This is a genomic window from Pseudomonas sp. gcc21 (assembly GCF_012844345.1).
In the GTDB taxonomy this organism is placed as follows: domain Bacteria; phylum Pseudomonadota; class Gammaproteobacteria; order Pseudomonadales; family Pseudomonadaceae; genus Halopseudomonas.
Map to the genome: position 1 here is coordinate 166,117 of NZ_CP051625.1, position 21,715 is coordinate 187,831.

Sequence of the window (21,715 nt, forward strand, 5' to 3'; positions counted from 1 at the left end):
AACCTGAAGTGGCTTGCAGTCACTTCGACAGCAGGCACACCTGATCGGCAGGCCGCCGCTAAACCTACTTTTTCAACAGAATCGGCCAGAAGCAGCCGGTCTGTCCTAAAAATAAATCTGTCCGCTTTCGGAGCCCCTATTTATCAATAACTAGCTTGCACTTGATTCCTGGAACCGCCTGGCCTATAGGGAGGTTCCTGAGGCCACTATTAGCCTGACTTTTAAATGAATGCCTTAAAGGTTGCTGGATCATGGCCGATAACTGCATATACACACTTAAGGACTCTCTCCATGGACGTTGGCATTTATAAAATCTCTGAAGTCACCAATGAATTCATCATCGAAAAGATCAAAGCGCATGAGAGCTTTGTCTTGGAATGCCAGGAATATAATCGTTACACGAATACGTTGACGTGGCTTGAGCAGGCGATTGAAAACCAGGACATGTCAGTTAGAATATATTTGCGGGCTCGAAGGCTATCGATGGGAAGTGTTGCCGGCGTTACTGGGGCTAGCGTTGTTGGCGCTCCGGTGGCACTTGGAGCGCTTGCAATAGGCATGCTCGCCGGAGTTGGCATCGCCGCTCACAACCTCGCGACACTGAACCCTGATTACGAAATTGGAAAGCAACCTTTCAGCTCGACGCTCCACGTGGACTACAAGAAGTAATCGCTTTAAGTGCCAGAGACCCTGCAAAGCAGGGCGAAATCTATTGCTCGCCCATAACTCTCCTCAATTTGGCAGGTCTATAGTCTGGCCAAGTTCAGACTCATTCGTGCGCGAGCGGTCGCTTTTCAGGCCGCTTCTGGTCGGTTTCGATCCGTCACGAATGACCGCTTTGGGTCGAGAGCAGCCCTTCGTTACGGACGGCGTTAGGCATCAGCTGGCGCATCAACACCACAGATCACAGCGTCGAATATCCGGTGTTCCCTGAGGATGCCCAAAAGTACTCGTAATGAACCTATAGGTTCACTACGAGTACCTACACAGTTCCCTGACGACCGAAAAACACCCAAGTGACTTCGCCGATTGTTACGCCCGGTACACATTGTGAACCCACAGGTTCACTAAGTGTACTTTTGCTTTTCCGATGCGTTCAGTGGCTGGTCAACTATCGAAGGCAGGACCTTGGGCTTATTACCGAAAAAATCGAATTACCCCACTCATTCCCCGTGAATGTCTTGCCTATACTGCGCACGTTCCACTGAGCCTGGGTAATCCAAGCTAAGTTGTGCTAGCTGGGCACTCGAAACAAACAGCAATCTCAACACGCCGACTTGTCCGGCACCCTTAATTTGTTTCTCAAATGAGCATCACCTCGCGATCGAGGCTGGCCTCTGCCAGCAATTAATTTACGGATAACTCGTTATCACCATCCCAAAGCCAGTGTTTTGCGTCCTGATCCTATGATCATAACCAGGCGACCGAAGCATCAGCGACCCCGCCGTTAAAAACATGGTTTGAAAGTAACGGATTGGAAAGACCTCTATGAGCCCCGTCGAATGGGGCCTCCAGCAATCGCTTGCTGCGTGAAAACGCGTGAAAAGCACTTTCGAACGCCCACAACTTTGCCCGCGGAATAGGTTGCTCGTCCCATTGAGGGGCGTAGCTCGCCTGGCCAGCATCTATAGGAAAAAGAATCATGGCACTCGCAAATTCAGGGTTCGCGACACCCTTGCCAACGTCGCTCGCTCACGTCTGCCTCGAACGCTTCGAGTGCAAATACAACTTACCGTACGGTTCGGCCATGAGCGAAAAAATGGGGTTGTCAGGCAGTTTAGGTCTGAACTGTACGGCGGCGGCCCTTAATCCGGATATCGATTGAGAGGAATGATGACGATGATGCGCAATGCAGGGGTAGGAACCCGTGATATGCGAGCCGCAGGACGCCTGCTGCTCAACAAAGAGGTGACGAAGAAAGCACTATCTTTCCAGTCGATCGCCAGCGTCGATCAGGCGTGGCGGAAGTTTGCCAACCATGCCCACGAGTTGGGTATCCGACGGCTGGAACACATCACGTTCGAACTCGTGAAGTCATATGGCGAGGAATTGGCAGATGACGTGATCGACGAGGTCTATTCTGAAACCTATGCGCAGCGACTGGTCAGCGCGGTTAACACCGTGATGCATCTGGCCAACAGATCCTGGCGCACTGTCAAGCCGGTAGTCGACTGCGGCATTGCCAGGCGAACTGCTGTCCGCAAACATGCTCCTTCCGGGATGGATGATTCAGAAGTGCAAGCAGCGGTCCAGGACATGCGAAGCAAGGGACAAGACGAAGCGGCTGCAATAACGCTCCTGGCCAAGGCTCTTGGGTTACGACTTAAAGAAGCATCTCTAATCAATGCGGCGAAGGCAGTGAGGCAGGCTGCTGAAGAAGGTGTCATCAGAGTGATAGATGGGACGAAGGGCGGACGCGCTCGGACCGTGCCCGTCCTCCGTGACGATCAGTTTGCGGCGTTGGAAGAGGCGGCAGTCATTCAGGGCACTGGTAGATCGGTCATGCCGTCCGAACTCGACTGGCATACATTTAGGGAAGGAAAGGTTAAGTCAGCGCGTGCAACCCTGAAAGCGCACGGCATCGCCAGGTACCATGACCTGCGCGCAGCTTATGCTTGTCAGCGATATGAGGAATTGACGGGGTATCCAGCACCTGTGGTGTCAGGCCGAATAATGGATCGGGAGGCGGACCGGGACGCGCGAGCCATAATCTCTCAAGAGCTGGGCCATAACCGAATCAGCGTTGTAGCTGCGTATGTGGGAGGTCTTCGATGCATCCGTTAGTCGAAGCAGTTCACCACAGCACTAAGCGCTATCGCAAGAAAGGTGGCAAAGCCAACCGTAGGCAGCAGCACGCGAGAATGATCAAGTTCTCACAATTCTGCGCAGCGGAGGGTCTCAATTCGCCTCAGCAAATCGGCGCCAGGCAGGTGATTCGCTATTGGCGCACCGAACCGATGATGCGACTGGCCGATAAAACTCTAGAGAACCATTACTACGCGCTGGTGATTCTGTGGGAACTGTGTGGAAAATCTGGGACGCCGCCGAGGCCGTTCATGAAGGCGGAGCGCGAGCAACGCTCTCAGCCGTAGTCAGTCAGCGGCGAGAGTTTCCAGTTACGTCATAAGGGGAAAGACGCTGTGGCCCAGGTTGACGACAGAGCAGGGTGTTCCGGCCGTCTGAGGTCACCCGCTGAATGTCAAAAGGTAACGTTGCGTCATTGTTTTTGCTTGTATACTGTTTATCCATACAGTAAAGGCAAAGGCATGCGCGATGAGCGAAGCAGTTATTCTTGCTCCCATCGGAAGCTCGGCGGTCGAGCTTCCCTTTTTTTCCGCCCGGGTGCCCGCCGGATTTCCAAGCCCAGCGGTTTTCCCATATCGTTCTCTATGTCAATGTGCAGGCCAATTTTTGTAAACCTATATAAAACAATAATATACCGACTAAATAATCAATCCTATCTACTTTAATTGCGTTGATAATTGTCAGCCGGTTCGCTTCCTCCATTGATTCCCGCCAAGATCCCACAATCGGTTGCTTCGCGCTTATCCGAGCAACGCCCTCTCAGTGCAACAAGCTGTCTCTCAAGTTCATGTAGAGCGGTTATCTGCGATCGCACATAACCAATGTGGTCATCGAGCATCGTGTTCACCGCTGCACAAGGCTGGTGAGGATCGTCCTCATAGCTTTGGAGATCATGAATCTCTGCCAGTGACAGGTTCAGGATTCGGCAGCGACGAATGAAAGCGAGCCGTTTGGCATGTCGCTCGGTATAGATACGGTAACCGTTGTCCTGCCGGCTTGGCGCTTCAAGCAGGCCCTGCCGCTCATAGAAGCGAATCGTTTGGGTGTCGATACCTGCTGCCTCTGCTAACTGACCAATACGCATCGCGCTTACTCCAAATCTCAACTGATAATCCCGCTCCCTTGACCTTATAGTTACTACATGGTTTTAACTATCACAATTCTATTTCTGCTCGAACTGGAGGCGTACCGTGGGAAAAGATCGTGGTGACTCGTGTGGTTGTGATGCGACGCCTGCAACTGCCCCCGATACGCCGGTGTCCAGCGATGCGTCAGTTAGCGTCTTTGCCGTGCCGAATATGGACTGCCCCTCGGAAGAACGAATGATCCGCTTGGCGCTGAATAGTTTTCATAACATTCGAGCGCTCTCCTTTGATTTGTCGAATCGACGATTGACGGTCGTGCACGATGGGGAGGTTGAGCCCATAACGGCAAAACTGACGACCCTGGGGCTGGGTGCATCTCTTCAGGAAACGAGCACTGCCGACACAGGGACGGTCACGGCTGCCATATCCTCTGCAACCTCGGACGCTCAAGAGTCCGGCACTCTACGTTGGTTGCTCGGCATCAATGCGATCATGTTCGTAGCCGAAATGACCGCAGGCTTGATCGCCCAGTCTACTGGGCTGATTGCTGACTCGCTGGACATGTTTGCCGACGCAGCCGTCTATGGTCTTGCTCTCTATGCCGTAGGCCGCAGTTTGCGGTTACAGACACGCGCCGCTCATTTTGCTGGCGTGCTCCAACTGGTCTTGGCCCTTGGCGTGTTGATAGAGGTAATGCGCCGTTTCCTGGTTGGCAGTGAACCTGAGTCCCTGATCATGATGATCGCTGCCTTCATTGCATTAATCGCCAACACCGTTTGCCTGTTGCTGATATTCAAGCATCGTGAGGGCGGCGTGCATATGAAGGCCAGCTGGATATTTTCAGCCAATGACGTGCTGATCAATCTGGGCGTCATCACCGCAGGTGCATTGGTCGCCTGGACGGGCTCCAGCTACCCGGATCTGGTTATAGGCACGATTGTGGGTCTTATCGTCCTCAACGGTGCCCGGCGCATTTTGGCGCTCAAGGCCTGATAAGAGTGGAGTGACGCTTTGCGCACGCCCGGATAAGGATCCAACGATTCTGCTGTCATGGATGACACAGTCTTTCCGTGTAGAGGGCGGTAGTCGACGGCGGAGCGCCCGGCCGAAGGGATAACCCTAGGCTGTCGTACTACTGGATGTTACGGCCTTTGTGTCGGTGGCCATCGCCAACTGGTAGACCGTGCAGTGTGTCGACCTACTCTGCTCTGTTGCCGTGCCGCTTGGACTTATAGTCAATGTAACCTTCGTTCTAATCAAACGTTATGTTGGAAGAGGATTTGACAATGGATGATTGCTGCGACAGCAAAGGCAGTGAGCTTGCCAAGCTGCGTGAGAAGCAGGGCCGGGTCCTCTACATCGTGCTGGCCATAAACGCTGTTATGTTCGCTGTCGAGTTTACGGCCGGTTGGATCGTGAACTCGACCGCGTTGCTCGGCGATTCGCTGGATATGTTCGGCGATACGTTGGTTTATGCCTTCTCACTTTTCGTGTTGCACCGTGGCACCCGCGCACGGGCGGGGGCTGCCCTTTTCAAAAGTGGCTTCCTTTTATTATTCGGCCTTTTGATTATCGGTGAAGCCATCCGTAAAAGTTTTCTGGGCGTGGTGCCGGAGGCGGGCTGGATGAGTGTGATCGGGCTTATTGCGCTCGTGGCCAACCTGAGCTGCCTAGGGCTGCTTTATAGTCACCGCAGCGACGACATTAATATGAGCTCGACTTGGTTGTGCTCGCGAAACGATGTTGTCGCCAATCTAAGCGTGCTATGCGCGGCCGGGCTAGTGATGCTGACCAAATCGCTGTGGCCGGACTTGATCGTCGGGGTGGCGCTCGCGTTATTGTACTTACACTCTTCCGTGCAGGTCGGGCGGGATGCTTGGCCACAGTGGCGCGGTCGCGCTGACCGTGATGCTGGTGTCGTAGGTTCATCGAGTGGCTGCTGTGAACCTGGTACCGTGACGAAGCAAGAGGCCGCCTGCGAAAAGAACGCCGCGACGCAATCGGACGGCTATAGCGAAAGCCGCACCGTAGCGCCCACAGATACCGAAGTGGATCTCCGAAAAAAGCTATGAAACCGCCAGATCTCTACCACCCAACTTCGCGATGTAACGCACGTAAACAAGCTCGCTCAGCAGTTCTACAAGTGTTTGGGTCACAATGACCGCAGGAAGAAGCGGGATGGCGCCGGGTACAGCGAGAGCTAGCGGTAGTATGACCAAAGAGTTTCGCGTTCCTGCACTGAAAGCAAGGGCTCGGCCTGCTGGAGCATCGAGACGGAACAACAGGCCGATGGCCCACCCGACCAGAGGCGCAATAACGGCAAAAGCCAGGTAGAACGGGATAACGAGCAGAGCCGCTTCGATCGCCGCGCCAAGCTGCGGCACCACGGTCGCTACGACCACAAACAGCACGAACACAGTAGCGGGTACCGGCAGCACACTAAGGGTCACTAGCGCCTTTGCGCCGGCTTGGCGCCGAGTTGCCCACAACTGAACGAGCCCTGCCAGTGCCAGCGGAACTGCGATCAGCCAGATGAAGGCTTCTATGAACGGACCAGGCTTTACAAGGATTGTTACCTCATTTGATAACAACAAGCTGAGATAGAAAGGCAGTAATAACAACTGCGCGACGAGCAGCACTGGGGTTGCTGCAAGTAGCAAACGTGCGTCAGCACGGCCCAAATGAGAGAAGGTCACCACGTAATCGATGCAAGGCGTAAGTAACACCAAGAGCACGCCGAGGCGGACCATTGGGTCAGATGGCAGAAATTGGAGCATCAAAGCCACGAGGAGCGGAATCGCCACAAAATTTGCGGCGAACAATGCTGCAAGAAATCGACCACGAGTGAGCGAACGCCTAAGGTCGGCAAGGGGCACCTGCAGAAATGTCGCGAATAGCATGAATGCCAACGCCGGGTTCACCATCCCTTCAAGTGCGACGGTACCAGGTATCAATAAAGCAATAAGTCCCGCCAAGACCACCGCGCCGAAGTAAAGGCTCACTTGGTAGCCTTCGAGCCTGTCTCTAATATTCTGCATACTTTCTCACTGCTGCACCTGCGGTTCGATAAAAGGCCCGAGCCAGAGCGCTTCCAAGCGGAATGCTGCCATTGCGACAACATCGGTGGCTTCGACCGCATTCACCCGAAGAGCGAAGGCTCACTCGTACCTAGCAGAGTCCATGGTACCGTATTTTGAGCGTGTGCTTTCTCAGCGCCATGGTTCGAGACAAGGTTCGCGTGCCGAAACGAAAACTATCCGTCCGGAAAAACGTCACAATACCGGGGGCATCGATATTGCTCCGAATTTATATGCGACTTCGAGGATGACGTGAATAATATATGGGCAGTGATCGGTCTAGCATTACTCCCCGCGCTGGGGAACCTAGCAGGTGGTCTGCTAGCAGAATTTACCGGGACTCCAGACAGCCGGTTGAACAAAGCGTTGCATGCCGCCTCTGGAATTGTCCTGGCGGTTGTCTCCGTTGAACTCATGCCTGAAGTCCTAGCAACCCTCTCGGGATGGGCTGTGGGAGTCGCATTTGGCCTGGGCGGTATCGCTTACATCGCCATAGAAACCGCCGTGGATGGTGTTCAACGCTCGCAAGGAAGGACGAGCACTGCCAACCGAGGCATGTGGATGATCTATATCGCTGTGGCCATCGACCTGTTCAGCGATGGGCTACTGATAGGTACAGGCTCGGCAGTTGCGTTTTCCATGGCTGTGGTACTCGCCCTGGGGCAGGTTCTGGCTGACGTACCTGAAGGATACGCCACTATCGCAAACATGAAGGAAAAAGGCGTGCCGCGAGCGCGCCGGATGGTGCTCTCAACCTTTTTCTTCATTCCGGTAATTAGTGCGGCGATGCTCGCCTATTATGTGCTTCGAGATCAGAGCGAAGCATTTAAGATGATGGGGCTTGCTTTCACCGCAGGATTACTCACTGTTGCGGCAGTCGAAGACATGCTTAGCGAGGCGCACGAGACGACGAGCGACTCGCGCGGGTCGGTCCTGGCGTTTATGGGCGGATTCGTATTGTTTACCTTCGTCTCAGCGGGCCTGGGTGGCTAGGCCCGCTAGCAGAGTGAGTGAGCAGCCCGAACCCGCCGGGCGATGATAGGAGTACCGCTGCACCAGCTCCGCTGATCCTTTTCATGCCTAAATGTGGTAGATTCTGCGCCCCGCAATCCACATAACCAAACGCCTACCGACTCGGTGTCGGAACTATCTGTCCATTGACACGCGGGGCAATGCTCATCCCTGCCTTCTTATAGGGGTTTCTCCTCCGGCAGCAGATGCAGCAGAAGAAACGTAGCGATTAGCCTTAAATGACAAAATTGTCATTTAAGGCTAATCCTCTCGTCAGGCTTGAACAGGATAATAGCGGCATGGAATTCATACCCAATGCCAAGCCGAGGGCGCTATGACATATCGCAAAATGATGACTGTATTTAGCATGGCTTTCGTCTTGATCGGAGCCAGCACAGCAGTGCAGGCTGAAGATGGAAGCTTGAAATTGAGGACGATGCTTGCTGATCGTCACGGATATGGTCTGCCTCTTGATGAGCGTAAGGGGAATGAAGTAAAGGAGCGTAAGCAGCGTATCCTGAATAATGATGAGTTATTCTTGAAAATGACAGAAAAATCAGATCCCGAAAATAGATAATTTCAGTTTCATCTCTTGGGTAGTTACTCCTTCAACAAGAGATGTTTTAGGCGCCTTTGGGCGCCTTTTTTTACAAGCTGGCGACGCCCACGCATCAGAACACGAAGATGAAAGGCCAAACAAGGTGCAACGATGCGAGTCCTGATCATCGAAGACGAATTGAAGACAGCCGAATATTTGCAGCAAGGTTTAAGCGAATCTGGTTACACAGTTGACTACGCTTTAACGGGAACGGATGGAATACACCTTTTCAAAAACCAGCAGTATGCTTTAGTGGTATTGGACGTAAATTTGCCTGGCATGGACGGTTGGTCGATATTGGAAGATATCCGCCGCACTAGCGATGCGCGAGTAATGATGTTAACTGCGAGCGGCAGGTTGTCGAACAAGGTGAAAGGATTGGACCTGGGTGCAGATGATTATCTGGTTAAGCCCTTCGAATTCCCTGAATTGCTGGCAAGAATTAGATCGCTTCTGAGGCGAAGTGAAAAGTTGACCGAAGTCGAATTTTTGAAAGTGGCAGACCTTGAGGTTGATCCCGCTAGACATCGTGCATACCGAGCAGGGCAGCGCATCGATCTGACTGTTAAGGAGTTCTCCTTATTACAATTACTCATGCGAAATACCGGTGTCGTTATGACAAGGACTCAAATAATTTCGTTAGTATGGGACATTAACTTCGATTGTGATACTAACGTAGTTGACGTCTCTATCCGAAGGTTGCGCGCCAAAATAGACGAACCCTTTGACAGGAAGCTAATCCACACCCTGCGCGGGGTGGGGTATGTTCTTGAGGATCGCGGATGACCAAGCCTTTGAGTTTGTCTCTGCGAATTGGATTGTCTGTAGGTATTATGGGATCAATTCTCGTTATTTTGATATTCAGTCAATCCTGGATGACGCTGCGCAATCAACTGGGAATAATTTCCGAGTCCAGGTTAGAGAACAAGTTAAGTCAAATAGAACATGTCATTTCAGAGTCTAACCCGTCGCTTGTTAAAGATACTATTTCACACCCGCTGGGCGATTTAGTGTCCGGTCACCCTGATCTAGGCCTGCTGGTATGCGATGCTCAAAGGCCGAATAAACTAACTTTTATGGTTGGTTCAGTGCCAAATGAGTTGCTAACTGGAAGCACTTGTACCGCCGAACTTGATACATATGAAAATCGGTTTGCTCAGCTCGGCATCAAGGCGCTAATAAAGACTAGCACTGTGCGCATTGCTGGGAGCAGCGAGAATTTTCTGCTAGTACTCTTCAGTAATCGTTCCGATGATTCCGAATTGCTTAGCGCCTACCTGAATTCGACCGTATTAGCGGTGCCGCTGTTCCTGGTATTAATTGGATTCGGGTCATGGTGGATTGCCCGACGAGGGTTGGCTCCACTGAGTAACTTCAGAGAATTGACTTCCATCGTTACCACAAATGATCTTGATGGAAGAATAATAACCTCTGGTCTGCCCGTGGAGCTTAAAGAGCTAGCAAACAGCGTAAATTTCATGTTGGGAAGGCTTGAGGGTGGCGTGCAACAACTTTCCGATTTTTCTGATGATCTGGCTCACGAGTTGCGATCTCCGATTACTAATCTCATGGGTAAGGCGCAGGTGGCTCTTTCTCGCGACAGATTATCATCACAATACAAAGAAACGTTGGAATCATGTGTAGAGGAGCTTGGCAGAATATCGCGGATCGTTTCAGACATGCTCTACCTTTCGCAAGCTCTTCAGTCGGATTCAGCTAATCTATCAGATAAAATTCCGTTAAGAAGAGAAGCTGAACAAGTAGTCGACCTGTTTAATATGATCGCGGAAGAAAAGGGAATATCGCTGACCGTCCAAGGAGACGGCGTTATCGTGGGCGACAGGTTAATGGTACAGCGAGCTATATCGAACCTATTATCGAACGCCATCAGACACGCGTCCCCCCACAGCAACATCCCGATCCTCATCACGAGCCAAGGTCAATCTATCGTGTTGTCTGTGACAAACGATGGCCCCGGTATACCCGAAGAGCACACTGAAGCGATATTCAAGCGTTTTTACCGGGTGGACAGGGGCCGCTCACGTGACGAAGGAGGGACAGGACTTGGTCTTTCGATCGTCCGTTCAATCATGGACATTCACCAAGGCAGCGTCACGGTGAATACCAGCACAACTGGTCCTACGACATTTCAACTGTGGTTCAACCTTATGTGAGGTGGCATATGTTCGCTCTTATTTGTCGTCGTCTGCGGCCGGCCCGATGGCCGCGTCAGGCGAGGCTTGTGTTTGTTTACAGTATGTTGATGGGGCTGTCAGACCTTGGTTGGGCGGCAGACCGCGAGACCGCAATACTGACCTTGCCTGAGGCATTAGCTCGTGTTCTGCAGTCCAGCCCCGAGCTGGCTGTTTATCCCTATGAAATCCGTGCCGCCGAAGCAAGAACCTTGCAGGCGGGCCTGCGGCCCAATCCTGTTCTATCCATGGAAGTCGAAAATGTTCTTGGCAACGGTGCACTTTCCGGGGTTGACGCAATGGAAACCACCCTGGCACTGAGCCAGGTCATTGAGATGGGTAATAAACGCAGCCTGCGGCGCGACGTCGGCAGTTGGCAGCGCCAGGCGGTGGAGCGTGATTACGAGCTTGCTCGCCTTGATGTTCTGGCGGCAGCTGCAAGCCGCTATCTGGAAGTGGCGCAAATACAGAGATTGCTAGATTTCTCCGAGCAGGTTGTCGACTGGACTCTAGCAGCTCAGGCCGTCGCCAAGAAGCGTTTCGACGCCGGTAGCGCAAGTAGGGCCGAGCTTGGTCGCGCACGAACAGATGCGATGCAGGCGGCGCTCGCGGTTAGCAATCTCAAGGTTCGGCTGGCGAATGCCAAACGCCGGCTGGCAAGTTTGTGGGGAGAGAGTGAGCCGGATTTCGCGATTGTGGGCGCGGAACTTTTTTCATTGGTGGAGCTGCCGGACTTTGCCCGTATTCGTACTCAACTCGAGCAAGCACCGCAATTGCAACGATTTCTGACACAGGGCAGGTTACGCGAGGCCGAGCTTGAACTCGCTACCGCGCGCGGCCGACAGAACATTGAGGTCGGCGCCGGGTTCAAACACATTCGGGAAACCAACGATATAGGGATGGTGCTGCAATTCTCCATGCCGCTGGGCGTTAATGACCAGAATCAGGGAAATATCCAGGCCGCCCGTGAGGACCTTGCGAAACTCGACCTGGAAGAGGAGGCAACACGGGTCAAAATTTTTACCGAGCTACGCAATGCATACGCTCAACTGGGACAGACACGTAACCAGGTCGCGGTACTGCGGAACGAGATCCTGCCCGAAGCACGGGAAACTCTCATGTTGATTCAGGACGGTTATAAGGTAGGGCGCTTCTCCTATCTCGAACTCGTGCAGGCCCGGCAGCAAGTGCTGGCCGTCGAGAACGACGCGGTTGTCGCCGCCACCGACTTCCATCAAACCCTTATTACTCTTGAAACCCTGACGGGTCAGCCTCTGACGGGAAGCGGACAAATTCTTACCCGCGCCGCTACTGCAAGCGGTGTTTCGTCCGAATTCCGTCTGCCCTACCTGGATGGATCCGCTGGTGCAGAGCAATCGTCACGACAGGAAGAATCACGATGAACAAGCTATTGAATGTAATACTTGGCAGTTTGCTTCTGGTTGCGCTGCCGCTTCAGGGCGCACTTGCTGCAACCGATCCGAAAACGGAAACAGAAGCTGCTCATGCTGAAGAGGAAGCTTCGCATCAGCACGAATCAGAAGAGCACGGCGCCGAAGCAGGACATTCCGATGAGGAGCACGATGAGGAGGAAGGCGACCATGCCCCAGAAGAAGCAGGGCATGACGATCATGCTGGAGAAAATCAGGGAGATGATCACGAAGGCCACGAGGAGAGCGAAGAGCCGGTTCTGACCCTTAGCGCTGATCTGTTACGCGAGTTCGGTGGTGAAATTGCCGTTGCTGACGCGGGTGTCATTCGCCAGCAGGTGTCATTGCCAGGCGAGATCCAACTGAACAAGGAAGCCGTCGCTCACATCAGTCCGCGTTTTGCGGCGAAAATCGTTGAGGTGCGGGCAAAGATCGGCGACAAGGTCAGTGCCGGCGAAACCCTTGCCGTGGCAGAGAGTTCTGAAACGCTTGCACGCTTCAACCTCACATCGCTGATCGACGGCGTGGTGATCAATCGGGACGTTACGTTGGGAGAACATTTGTCACCGGATGACACTGCCTTCGTGGTCGCGGATGTGTCTACTCTCTGGGCTGACATAGCGCTCTATCCCAAGCAAGTACCGTTGGTGGAGGTTGGTCAGCCGGTTCGTCTCAGTACGAGCTATGGCCCGGAGCCGGTTGAGGCTCGCATCGACTATGTGGCTCCCTCGGTTGATGAGTTAACACGCACCGGCTTGGCGCGCATTTTCCTGTCCAACGAGAATCGTGCGTGGAAACCGGGCATGTTCGTCCAGGGTGATATCTCCATTGGCGAATATCCGGCAGCCGTGGTAGTCCCGGAGAGCGCGATCATTGATTTGGAGAGTCAACCAACAGTGTTTGTACAGGAAGGCGAGCGTTGGGAGCCGAGACCTGTGGAGCTTGGTCGCAGTGACGACAAATCGGTAGAAATCCTGGCGGGTCTGGAGGCCGGCGAAAGTTACGTTACCGAGGGCGGTTTCGTGCTCAAGGCGCAACTGCAGAAGAATGAATTCGAATCCGGTCACAATCACTAGCCCAGGAGAACAGTATGCAAAGCATCATCCGTTTTGCGCTGGATAACCGGCTGCTGGTGGTCGTGTTAGCTCTGGCGACACTTGTTGGCGGTTACTTCGCTTATCGCACCCTGCCGGTGGACGCCTACCCGGATATTTCGCCGGCATTGGTCCAGGTGTTCGTGGAAACCGAGGGGTTGGCACCCGAAGAAGTGGAAAAATACGTCACCTATCCGATTGAAAGTGCAATGAATGGTCTGCCAGAACTCGACCATGTGCGTTCGATTTCCAACTTTGGGCTGTCAGTTGTCAATATCTATTTTGAGGATGGGACTGATATCTATTTCGCCCGGCAATTGGTGGGCGAGAGGCTTCAGGTCGCTCGGGAGTCGATTCCCACCGGTTTTGGCGAGCCGGTCATGGGGCCTATTACTACAGGGCTTGGGCAGATACTGTTTTATGTACTCGAGGACACCAGCGGTCAATACAGCACTACCGAGCTGCGTGAGATTCAGGACTGGATCGTTAAGTTCAATTTGCAGACCGTCAAGGGCGTAACCGAAGTTCTTTCGATTGGCGGCGAAGTGAAACAGTTTCATGTGAATGTCGATCCGAACGCGCTGCTTCGCTACGACGTCAGTTTGCCGGAAATCAAGGAGCGTATTGAAGCCAACAACGCCAATGCCGGCGCCCAGTTCATCGTCAAGAATGACGAAGAATACATTGTGCGGTCGGTGGGTCTTGCCACAGATCTCGAGTCTCTTCGCAACATTGTGGTGAAGACCATCGACGGGACTCCCGTTTATTTGCACCAACTTGGTGATCTGGACATTGGCGGAGAAATTCGCCGCGGACTGACTACCAAGGATGGCAACGGCGAGGTGGTTGTCGGCATGGTGTTGAAGCTGATCGGCAGCAACACCTCCAACGTTATCGATGCGGTAAAGCAGGAGTTGGCGACAATCAACGATAACCTGCCTGAAGGCATCGAGGTGCAGCCGTATTATGACCAGGCTACGCTCGTGAAAGCGGCCGTAACCACGGTGATCAATGCTCTGTTGCAGGGCATCATTCTAGTAGCCCTGGTTCTGCTGGCTTTTATGGGTGGTCTCAGGCCAAGCCTGGTGGTGGCGCTCTCCATTCCATTTTCGGTCGGCTTTACCTTTCTTGCGATGAAAATTTTCGGAATATCCGCCAACCTGATGTCGCTGGGTGGGCTTGCCATCGCTATCGGTATGATGGTGGATGGCGCGGTTGTGGTGGTTGAAAACGTTGATCGCATGTTGCGCGAAGCTAGGCCTGATGAGTCGCGTCTGCATATCGTGATGCGCGCCTGTCAGTCGGTCGCAAGACCGATCCTGTTTGCGATCAGCATTATCATTGTCGTGTTCCTGCCGCTATTCACCTTACAGGGCGTGGAAGGTGCGACATTCAAACCGCTGGCTTACACGGTGGCGGTGGCGATGTTTGGATCGCTGATCTTCGCGCTAGTAATCGCACCAGTAGCCGCTTCGCTCCTGATGAGGAGCCCCAAGGTTCGTGAGGACAAGCCACGCAAGGACATCATCAGCTTTCTGCTCAAAGGTTATAAACCACTGGTAGAGGCAATGGTTGCTCGCCGCTGGATCGCGTTGGCGCTGGCGGTCGTCGTTCTGGCGGTGGGCGCTGCAGTAGCGCCGCGTCTGGGCTCGGAATTTGTGCCGCGTCTGAATGAGGGCGACCTGTTGATTCGCGCCACCATGGCGCCTTCTATCTCGTTGGAGAAAGCCAAAACCACTATCACTGTTTTTGAACGGCAACTGATGGAAGATTTTCCGGAGGTAACGCAGGTAGTCTCGCGTATTGGCCGGGGTGAAGTTGGCGCACACGCCGATCCGGTAAACAACGCCGAGATATTCGTTGCTCTCAAGCCACAGGAGGAGTGGGTGAGCGCGGATACATTGGACGGTCTTTATGCCGCAATGAGCAAGAGATTTGAAGATTTCCCCGGCGCCAAGTTCAACTTCACACAACCAATTGCCGCTGCTGTGGATGAATTGCTGACGGGGACCAAGGCCGAACTTGCAGCCAAGCTCTTTGGTGATGACCTTGATGTGCTTGTTGAAAAAGCACAAGAGATCGAACAGGTGATGGGCACAGTGCCTGGAGCGCAGGATGTTCAACGCGATCAGATCGGTGGCACACCGCAACTGCGCATTACGCTGGACCGGGCTGCGATCGCCCGCTACGGACTCAATGTGAGTGATATTCACGATACGTTGAGCGTCGCGGTCGGTGGTAGCGAAGCGGGACAGGTGTTCGAGGGTATTCGTCGTTTCGATATATATGTGCGTCTGAAAAAGGGGGCGCGAAACGAGACGGAAGTCATTCGGCAGCTGATTCTCGAAAACGCCTCCGGCCAGCGGATACCCTTGGAGGAGCTGGCAAGTATCGAAGAAGTTGTCGGGCCACGGCAAATCACCCGAGAAAACAATCAGCGTTTCATCACCATTCAAACGAACGTGCGTGATCGGGACATCGGCTCCTTTGTTGCCGAAGCCGATGCTGCTATTGCTGAACAGGTCGACCTGCCGCCGGGGTATTTTCTCAAGTGGGGTGGTCAGTTCGAGCTTCAGCAACAGGCCAACAAGCGTCTGATGATCGTGGTACCGATTACCCTGGCGCTGGTGTTCATAATGCTTTACGCAAACTTTGGTTCGCTGCGTAACGCTTTACTGATCATGCTCAACATCCCGTTGGCTCTGGTGGGCGGTATCGTTGGCTTGTGGTTGACGGGGCAGAGCTTGTCAGTACCTGCGTCAATTGGTTTCATCGCGCTTTTTGGTATCGCATTGGAAAACGGTCTGGTGCTTGTCAGCTATCTCAATGAGTTGGTCAGAGATGGCGTTTCCGTTGCTGAAGCCAGTGTCCGGGCGGCGTGTGCACGTCTGCGAGCGGTGATCATGACTGCTGTGACAACGGCGCTTGGGCTGTTTCCGCTCTTGTTCGCCAGCGGCGCCGGCAGCGAAGTGCAACGGCCTCTGGCCACCGTCGTGGTCGGCGGACTGGTCACAGCTACGATTCTTACCCTGTTGGTTATTCCCGCTCTTTATCAATGGTTCGCTGATAAACCAGCTGATATCGGCGAAACCCGTTGAAAGGAGATAACTCCATGCAAGAGATCAAAGCCTATATCAAGAACCACAAGCTCGAAGCAGTGACCCTGGCGTTGCACCGGGTGAGCGGTATCAGCGGTATGAGTGTCTCCGAGGTGCGTGGTTTTGGGCGGAGCAAGGCCCATACCAGCGCGGCCAACCCGATTGACGGCACGGCGGATTTCGTCAAGCACGTAAAAATCGAGGTGGTGTGTCATAACCAGTACGTGGACGAGGTGGTTCAGGTACTGAAAGACGTGGCCCATACCGGGCTACGGGGTGATGGGCGCATTTTCGTCAGCGATGTCAGACGGGCAATTCGGATCGAGGATGGTGTCGAGGATAGCACTGTCGTCTGATAAACGAGCCGCGTTGATGAAGTTCGTGGCTTTTGGAGTAGCGCTCCCGGCTTCGTCGGGAGGCGCTTCTAACGTTGTTCGTTTTGCCCATGTTGTGTTCACTACTCAATCGAAACGATCGCAAGCACAAGGCAGTCGAAGGGGCTACGACATAACGTCGGGATCGCCACGGCAAAATGGCAGGGTGCATCACCCGATACAAACTGTGATTTCACTAGCGACAGGAGGCAACGTGGGACATCAACATCTACATAACGAACAGGCTGGTGATAAACGCGTTTGGTGGGCCGTAGCCGTCAATCTTATCCTAACCGTGGTGCAGATAGCGGGGGGAATATTGTCAGGGAGCCTCTCACTGGTTGCCGATGCGATACACAACCTGAGCGACGCGATCTCGATGGCTATCGCCTATATCGCCAGAAGGATAGCTCGGCGTCCAGCCAACGAAGAGTGGACGTTCGGATATGTTCGAGCAGAGTTGATTGCAGCGCTTATAAACTACACCACCTTGATCGTGATCGGCCTGTACCTGGTTTACGAAGCGATCTTTCGCTTTATCGAACCGCAGCCTGTTCAGGGGTGGACTGTTGTCATTGTCGCAGCTGTCGCTTTAATGGTTGACACGATAACGGCCATGCTGACCTATTCATTATCAAAGTCCAGTATTAATATTCGGGCGGCGTTTTTACACAACGTGTCAGATGCATTGGGGTCCGTTGGAGTCATCATCGCAGGTACTTTGATTATTCTGTACGACTGGGTATTTATAGATCCTCTGATAACGCTAATGATAGCTGGGTATATATTGTGGCAAGCATTTACAGAAATAGGCGGCGCCATACGCATACTCATGTCTGCCACACCAAAAGATATAGATCCCCAGGAGGTTATATCAAGGTCGTTGGCCGTTTCAGGGGTGTGTGGCGTTCATCACCTGCACATCTGGCTCATAGATGAACACCGGACATCACTCGAGGCCCACGTTGTGATTGAGGACCAGCTGATGAGCCGAAGTGAGGACATCAAGAATGATCTCAAGAAAATGCTCAAAGATACCTTTTCCATTCATCATGTTACGTTAGATGTGGAATCTTCATCGGGAGAATGTGGCGACGCGAAAACGATTGGCCATTGAAATGAAATGCGCCCCTTGGGCGCCCATATCAAGTTTCAGATCAGATAATATCAAGCGGGTATTCTATAATAATCCTGACTTCATCTAGATCCGATTCAAAAGCGGTTGCACGTGCAGTAGCCTGGCGCACCCTAAAAGACAGGCCATGGAGTTTTCCGGACTGCACTATGTACTTGGCTTCGATGTCTCTCTCCCAACGCTTCTGGTCAGTAAGCGGGTCCCCGTCCGCATCCCGTCTCATATAGACCGCGTTAGCATTTGAATAGTCGGCCTCGCTTCCTTTGGCATAACGGGTCATGAATGAAAGTCCCGGCACGCCATACTCAGTCATGTCCAGATCATAACGAAACATCCACGACTGCTCTTTTGGTGCGTTGAAATCATTATACTGAGATGCGTTATCGAGAAAGATTGCATCGGATTGCCGCAGATAATCGAAATCGTCATCTCCATGGTTGCGCTGGTGGGACACCGCGATGCTGTGGGCACCGGTCGCAATTCCGACTCTAGCACTCCATATCTGGTTGCTAAACTCTCCGAGTAGCTTCTTGCCCTCGTCGCGGGCATCGTAATAATTTATGCCACCAAACAGCGAAATTCGTTCGGACATTGGCAGCTCACCGGAAATACCAACATACGTTTGATCCCAGGCGTCTTTAAGGCGGCTTGTATATAGGCTGAACCCTAATTCGGGATTGAGGATATAATCCCCTCCGAAATAAGCCACCCATGGAGAGTCGACCGCGCCTGCATAAAATGTTGCGAAATCATCATGCATACTGCTGCTGGTTGGCTGGCTCATGCCAGTGAGTCGACCGCCTTGTACGGTCAATCCTTCAACATGTGTGTTGGCCAGTGTAACGCCCCTGAAACTTTCAGGAAGTAGCCGTGAATCTCCGTAGTGGACAACAGGGTTAGCCGGAAAAACGTCACCTATCTTGATTACTGTGTCAAAGGCGCGCAGCTTAGCTACCGCCCCGATCTTTGTGTATTCGTCTTCGGCTTTGCCCTGGGAGTCGACAGGAAGTACGTCAAAGGTGCTGCGTCCGCCGTTTCGTCCGTCGCCAGTATCGAGTTTCAAACCCAACATCGCGAAAGCATCCAAACCAAAACCAACTGTCCCTTCGGTATAACCTGACTCGAAGTTAACCGTGATGCCGTGTGCCCATGCTTCAGAATATCCTGTCCCTTTCGGACTGAACTGACCATGACGGTCGTCTCGATTAAAATAGAAATTTCGGTTCAGTACCGATAGGTTGCTTCCATCTACGAAGCCAGATGCAATATGTTCTTGTGCTGATACAGCTCCGGAGTGAGCGGCAAACAGTATTGACGAGGCAATCAACGTGCGACTGATGTTTTTATTCATATGATTTTCTTCTTTTAGGAGGCTTTTTGGAACGAACGTTTTATCGTATTCCTCTCAGAATTGCGGGTAGATTGCACCAGCATTACAATTTTGTAATATGACGAGGCGTGGTAGGACTCTTTAACCTGACTGTGATGGTTATGGATGCGCGGAGTGGCCGATGTTGATTCGCGTTTGAGCAGACAAAAGCTGATGATCAGTCGCTACGCCCGCCGAGCCAACGGATGGAGTCTTGTCTGGATGAAGAGGTGTTTTCATTCACTCCGCTTTCGCTAGGATTCTTCACAACCCTGCCGTACCGCTCCAGCGTCTGCCGTGGTCCGAGAATATCACGCCGGATTTCCTGATTTTCGCCTTCTTGTTATATAACGGCCTCTGCATTTCTATCGCAGCGGATGATCTCACCCCGTTCACGGTTTTATTACTGTCGCCCATGATTGCAGCGCTAGCGATGAGCTCGAGTTCGGCCCCGATCGCGTTCAAATGCGCTGCGCCTGCAGTGTGTACGGATTGACCGGCTCTTTTCCCATACCGTTCTCTATGTCAACGTGCAGGACGATTTTGATAAACCTATATAAAACAATAATATATCGACTAAATAATCAATCCTATCTGCTTTAGCTACGTTGACAACTGTCATCCGGATCGCTTCCTTCATTGATTCCCGCCAAGATCCCACAATCGGTTGCTTCGCGCTTATCCGAGCAACGCCCTCTCAATGCAACAAGCTGCCTCTCAAGTTCATGTAGCACAGTTATCTGCGATCGCACGTAACCAATGTGGTCATCGAGCATCGTGTTCACCGCTGCACAAGGCTGGTGAGGATCGGCCTGATAGCTTTGGAGGTCATGAATCTCTGCCAGTGATAGGTTCAGGATTCGGCAGCGACGAATGAAAGCGAGCCGTTTGGCATGTCGCTCGGTATAGATACGATAACCGTTGTCCTGTCGGCTTGGCGGGTCAAGCAGGCCCTGTCGTTCATAAAACCGAATCGTTTGGGTGGCGATACCTGCTGCCTCTGCTAACTGACCAATACGCATCGTGCTTACTCCAAATCTCAACCGGTAATCCAGCTCCCTTGACCTTATAGCCACTACATAGTTTTAACTATCACAATTCTATTTCTGATCCAACTGGAGGCGTACTGTGGGAAAAGATCGTGGTGACTCATGTGGTTGTGAGGCGACGCCTGCAAATGGCCCCGATATGCTGGTGTCCGGCGATGCGTCAGTTAGCGTCTTTGCCGTGCCGAAGATGGACTGCCCATCGGAAGAACGAATGATCCGCTTGGCGCTGAATAGTTTTCATAATATTCGAGCGCTCTCCTTTGATTTGTCGAATCGACGGTTGACGGTCGTGCACGATGGGGAGGTCGAGCCCATAACGGCAAAACTGAGGACCCTGGGGTTGGGCGCATCTCTTCAGAAAACAAGCACTGCCGACTCAGGGGCGGTCACTGCTGCCATATCCTCTGCAACCTCGGACACTCAAGAGTCTGGCACTCTGCGCTGGTTGCTCGGCATCAATGCGATCATGTTCCTAGCCGAAATGACCGTAGGCTTGATCGCCCAGTCTGCTGGGCTGATTGCTGACTCGCTGGACATGTTTGCCGACGCAGCCGTCTATGGTCTTGCTCTCTATGCCGTAGGCCGCAGTTTGCGGTTGCAAACACGCGCCGCTCATGTTGCTGGCGTGCTCCAATTGGTCTTGGCCCTTGGCGTGTTGATGGAGGTGGGGCGCCGTTTCCTGTTTGGCAGTGAACCTGAGTCCCTGGTCATGATGATCGTTGGCTTCATTGCATTAATCGCTAACACCGTTTGCCTGTTGCTGATATTCAAGCATCGTGAGGGCGGCGTGCATATGAAAGCCAGCTGGATATTTTCAGCCAATGACGTGCTGATCAATCTGGGCGTCATCACCGCAGGTGCATTGGTCGCCTGGACGGGCTCCAGCTATCCGGATCTGATTATTGGCACGATCGTGGGTCTTATCGTACTCAACGGTGCCCGGCGCATTCTGGCGCTCAAGGCGTGATGTTAGCTGCAAATAAAACGATTATCCGCTGAGTTGTCGCGGAAAACGGTACGAAGGTACTGCGTGGCAACGGCACTGCCGCGTTTGATAACACCGGGGCGATCAGCACAAGCGTGACGTTTACGGCGATCTTGCCTATAGCTGCAACCCTGTCGTCCAGCTTCCGAAACTGACATAAAAGTAATTTTAGGCTCACTTTTCTGTCAGCAAGGTCTGATAATCTAAGCTGTATCAACTTACCGGAGAATATGTAGAACGGGGATTTGTTACGTCTTCTTCGCATGCTACTAGCCATAAATCTATGATCACGTGTCGGAACTTGTTTCTTGTTTTTGTCGTGCTGCTTGCGCTTCCCTTCACCGGGACGGCGCAAACCATGACGTCCGACACGCATCATGCCATGAACCAGTCCAGCCTTGCTTTTACCACCG

21 protein-coding genes and 1 pseudogene are annotated in these 21,715 nt (G+C 52.8%); 17 read left to right on the plus strand and 5 right to left on the minus strand.

Annotation, left to right across the window (positions count from 1 at the left end; translation table 11 throughout):
- Positions 1-291 precede the first annotated feature (291 nt).
- From HG264_RS00855 to HG264_RS00870, 4 genes are all read left to right on the plus strand, one after another.
- The gene (locus tag HG264_RS00855; protein ID WP_169405888.1) at positions 292-669 is read left to right on the plus strand and encodes a hypothetical protein; all 378 of its coding nucleotides are present in this window, start codon (positions 292-294) and stop codon (positions 667-669) included.
- A 973-nt stretch (positions 670-1,642) separates the two neighbouring features.
- Positions 1,643-1,825, plus strand: coding sequence for a hypothetical protein (locus tag HG264_RS00860; RefSeq protein ID WP_169405889.1), 183 nt, complete (start codon positions 1,643-1,645; stop codon positions 1,823-1,825).
- Positions 1,826-1,830: 5 nt separating this feature from the next.
- Entirely contained in the window at positions 1,831-2,784 is a 954-nt protein-coding gene (locus tag HG264_RS00865) for an integrase domain-containing protein (RefSeq protein ID WP_256663731.1), read from the plus strand.
- Entirely contained in the window at positions 2,772-3,092 is a 321-nt protein-coding gene (locus HG264_RS00870) for a hypothetical protein (RefSeq protein ID WP_169405890.1), read from the plus strand. Before HG264_RS00865 ends, HG264_RS00870 begins: the two co-directional genes overlap by 13 nt.
- Before the next feature lie 374 nt (positions 3,093-3,466).
- Here the strand turns inward: HG264_RS00870 and cadR (HG264_RS00875) are convergent, their stop codons facing one another.
- Entirely contained in the window at positions 3,467-3,889 is a 423-nt protein-coding gene (gene cadR, locus HG264_RS00875; RefSeq protein WP_169405891.1) for a Cd(II)/Pb(II)-responsive transcriptional regulator, read from the minus strand.
- A gap of 106 nt (positions 3,890-3,995) precedes the next feature.
- Between cadR (HG264_RS00875) and HG264_RS00880 the strand changes: the two genes are divergently transcribed.
- Together HG264_RS00880 and HG264_RS00885 are read left to right on the plus strand one after the other, a co-directional pair.
- Positions 3,996-4,883 (plus strand): cation transporter, encoded by an 888-nt coding sequence (locus HG264_RS00880; protein ID WP_169405892.1) that lies wholly within the window; start codon positions 3,996-3,998, stop codon positions 4,881-4,883.
- Positions 4,884-5,176: 293 nt separating this feature from the next.
- The gene (locus tag HG264_RS00885) at positions 5,177-5,962 is read left to right on the plus strand and encodes a cation transporter (RefSeq protein ID WP_169408967.1); all 786 of its coding nucleotides are present in this window, start codon (positions 5,177-5,179) and stop codon (positions 5,960-5,962) included.
- Here the strand turns inward: HG264_RS00885 and HG264_RS00890 are convergent.
- Positions 5,957-6,928 (minus strand): arsenic resistance protein, encoded by a 972-nt coding sequence (locus HG264_RS00890; protein ID WP_169405893.1) that lies wholly within the window; start codon positions 6,926-6,928, stop codon positions 5,957-5,959. The two genes, HG264_RS00885 and HG264_RS00890, sit on opposite strands and share 6 nt — an antisense overlap.
- Before the next feature lie 393 nt (positions 6,929-7,321).
- On the opposite strand from HG264_RS00890, the gene HG264_RS00895 reads away from it, so the two are divergent.
- The 9 genes from HG264_RS00895 to HG264_RS00935 all read left to right on the plus strand — a co-directional run bounded on the left by HG264_RS00895 (position 7,322) and on the right by HG264_RS00935 (position 17,881).
- Positions 7,322-7,960 carry a ZIP family metal transporter gene (locus HG264_RS00895; RefSeq protein WP_256663732.1) on the plus strand — a complete coding sequence of 213 codons (639 nt, stop codon included), beginning with the start codon at positions 7,322-7,324 and terminating at the stop codon, positions 7,958-7,960.
- Between the two features lie 352 nt (positions 7,961-8,312).
- The gene (locus tag HG264_RS00900) at positions 8,313-8,555 is read left to right on the plus strand and encodes a hypothetical protein (protein WP_169405895.1); all 243 of its coding nucleotides are present in this window, start codon (positions 8,313-8,315) and stop codon (positions 8,553-8,555) included.
- A gap of 132 nt (positions 8,556-8,687) precedes the next feature.
- On the plus strand, positions 8,688-9,362 hold the full coding sequence (locus HG264_RS00905; RefSeq protein WP_169405896.1) for a heavy metal response regulator transcription factor: 675 nt from the start codon (positions 8,688-8,690) through the stop codon (positions 9,360-9,362).
- Positions 9,359-10,750, plus strand: coding sequence for a heavy metal sensor histidine kinase (locus HG264_RS00910; protein ID WP_169405897.1), 1,392 nt, complete (start codon positions 9,359-9,361; stop codon positions 10,748-10,750). The genes HG264_RS00905 and HG264_RS00910 overlap by 4 nt, the downstream gene beginning before the upstream one ends.
- Before the next feature lie 83 nt (positions 10,751-10,833).
- Positions 10,834-12,171: a TolC family protein gene (locus HG264_RS00915; RefSeq protein ID WP_169405898.1), complete on the plus strand. Its 1,338-nt coding sequence runs from the start codon at positions 10,834-10,836 to the stop codon at positions 12,169-12,171.
- Entirely contained in the window at positions 12,168-13,274 is a 1,107-nt protein-coding gene (locus tag HG264_RS00920) for an efflux RND transporter periplasmic adaptor subunit (protein WP_169405899.1), read from the plus strand. Before HG264_RS00915 ends, HG264_RS00920 begins: the two co-directional genes overlap by 4 nt.
- 14 nt (positions 13,275-13,288) lie before the next feature.
- Positions 13,289-16,390: an efflux RND transporter permease subunit gene (locus HG264_RS00925; protein WP_169405900.1), complete on the plus strand. Its 3,102-nt coding sequence runs from the start codon at positions 13,289-13,291 to the stop codon at positions 16,388-16,390.
- A gap of 14 nt (positions 16,391-16,404) precedes the next feature.
- Positions 16,405-16,746, plus strand: a complete 342-nt coding sequence (locus HG264_RS00930; protein WP_090271440.1) for a P-II family nitrogen regulator — start codon at positions 16,405-16,407, stop codon at positions 16,744-16,746.
- A gap of 232 nt (positions 16,747-16,978) precedes the next feature.
- Positions 16,979-17,881, plus strand: coding sequence for a cation diffusion facilitator family transporter (locus HG264_RS00935; RefSeq protein WP_197674232.1), 903 nt, complete (start codon positions 16,979-16,981; stop codon positions 17,879-17,881).
- A gap of 40 nt (positions 17,882-17,921) precedes the next feature.
- Here the strand turns inward: HG264_RS00935 and HG264_RS00940 are convergent, their stop codons facing one another.
- Positions 17,922-19,250, minus strand: a complete 1,329-nt coding sequence (locus tag HG264_RS00940) for an OprD family porin (RefSeq protein ID WP_169405901.1) — start codon at positions 19,248-19,250, stop codon at positions 17,922-17,924.
- 343 nt (positions 19,251-19,593) lie between these two features.
- Here HG264_RS00940 and HG264_RS18745 point away from each other — a divergent pair.
- Positions 19,594-19,828, plus strand: a pseudogene (locus HG264_RS18745) (hypothetical protein); the annotation flags it as partial.
- Positions 19,829-19,867: 39 nt separating this feature from the next.
- Here HG264_RS18745 and cadR (HG264_RS00945) read toward each other — a convergent pair.
- Positions 19,868-20,290: a Cd(II)/Pb(II)-responsive transcriptional regulator gene (gene cadR / locus HG264_RS00945; protein WP_169405902.1), complete on the minus strand. Its 423-nt coding sequence runs from the start codon at positions 20,288-20,290 to the stop codon at positions 19,868-19,870.
- Between the two features lie 166 nt (positions 20,291-20,456).
- Between cadR (HG264_RS00945) and HG264_RS00950 the strand changes: the two genes are divergently transcribed.
- Positions 20,457-21,284, plus strand: a complete 828-nt coding sequence (locus HG264_RS00950) for a cation transporter (RefSeq protein ID WP_372240252.1) — start codon at positions 20,457-20,459, stop codon at positions 21,282-21,284.
- Here HG264_RS00950 and HG264_RS00955 read toward each other — a convergent pair.
- On the minus strand, positions 21,274-21,681 hold the full coding sequence (locus tag HG264_RS00955) for a hypothetical protein (protein WP_169405904.1): 408 nt from the start codon (positions 21,679-21,681) through the stop codon (positions 21,274-21,276). The two genes, HG264_RS00950 and HG264_RS00955, sit on opposite strands and share 11 nt — an antisense overlap.
- Positions 21,682-21,715: the final 34 nt, after the last annotated feature.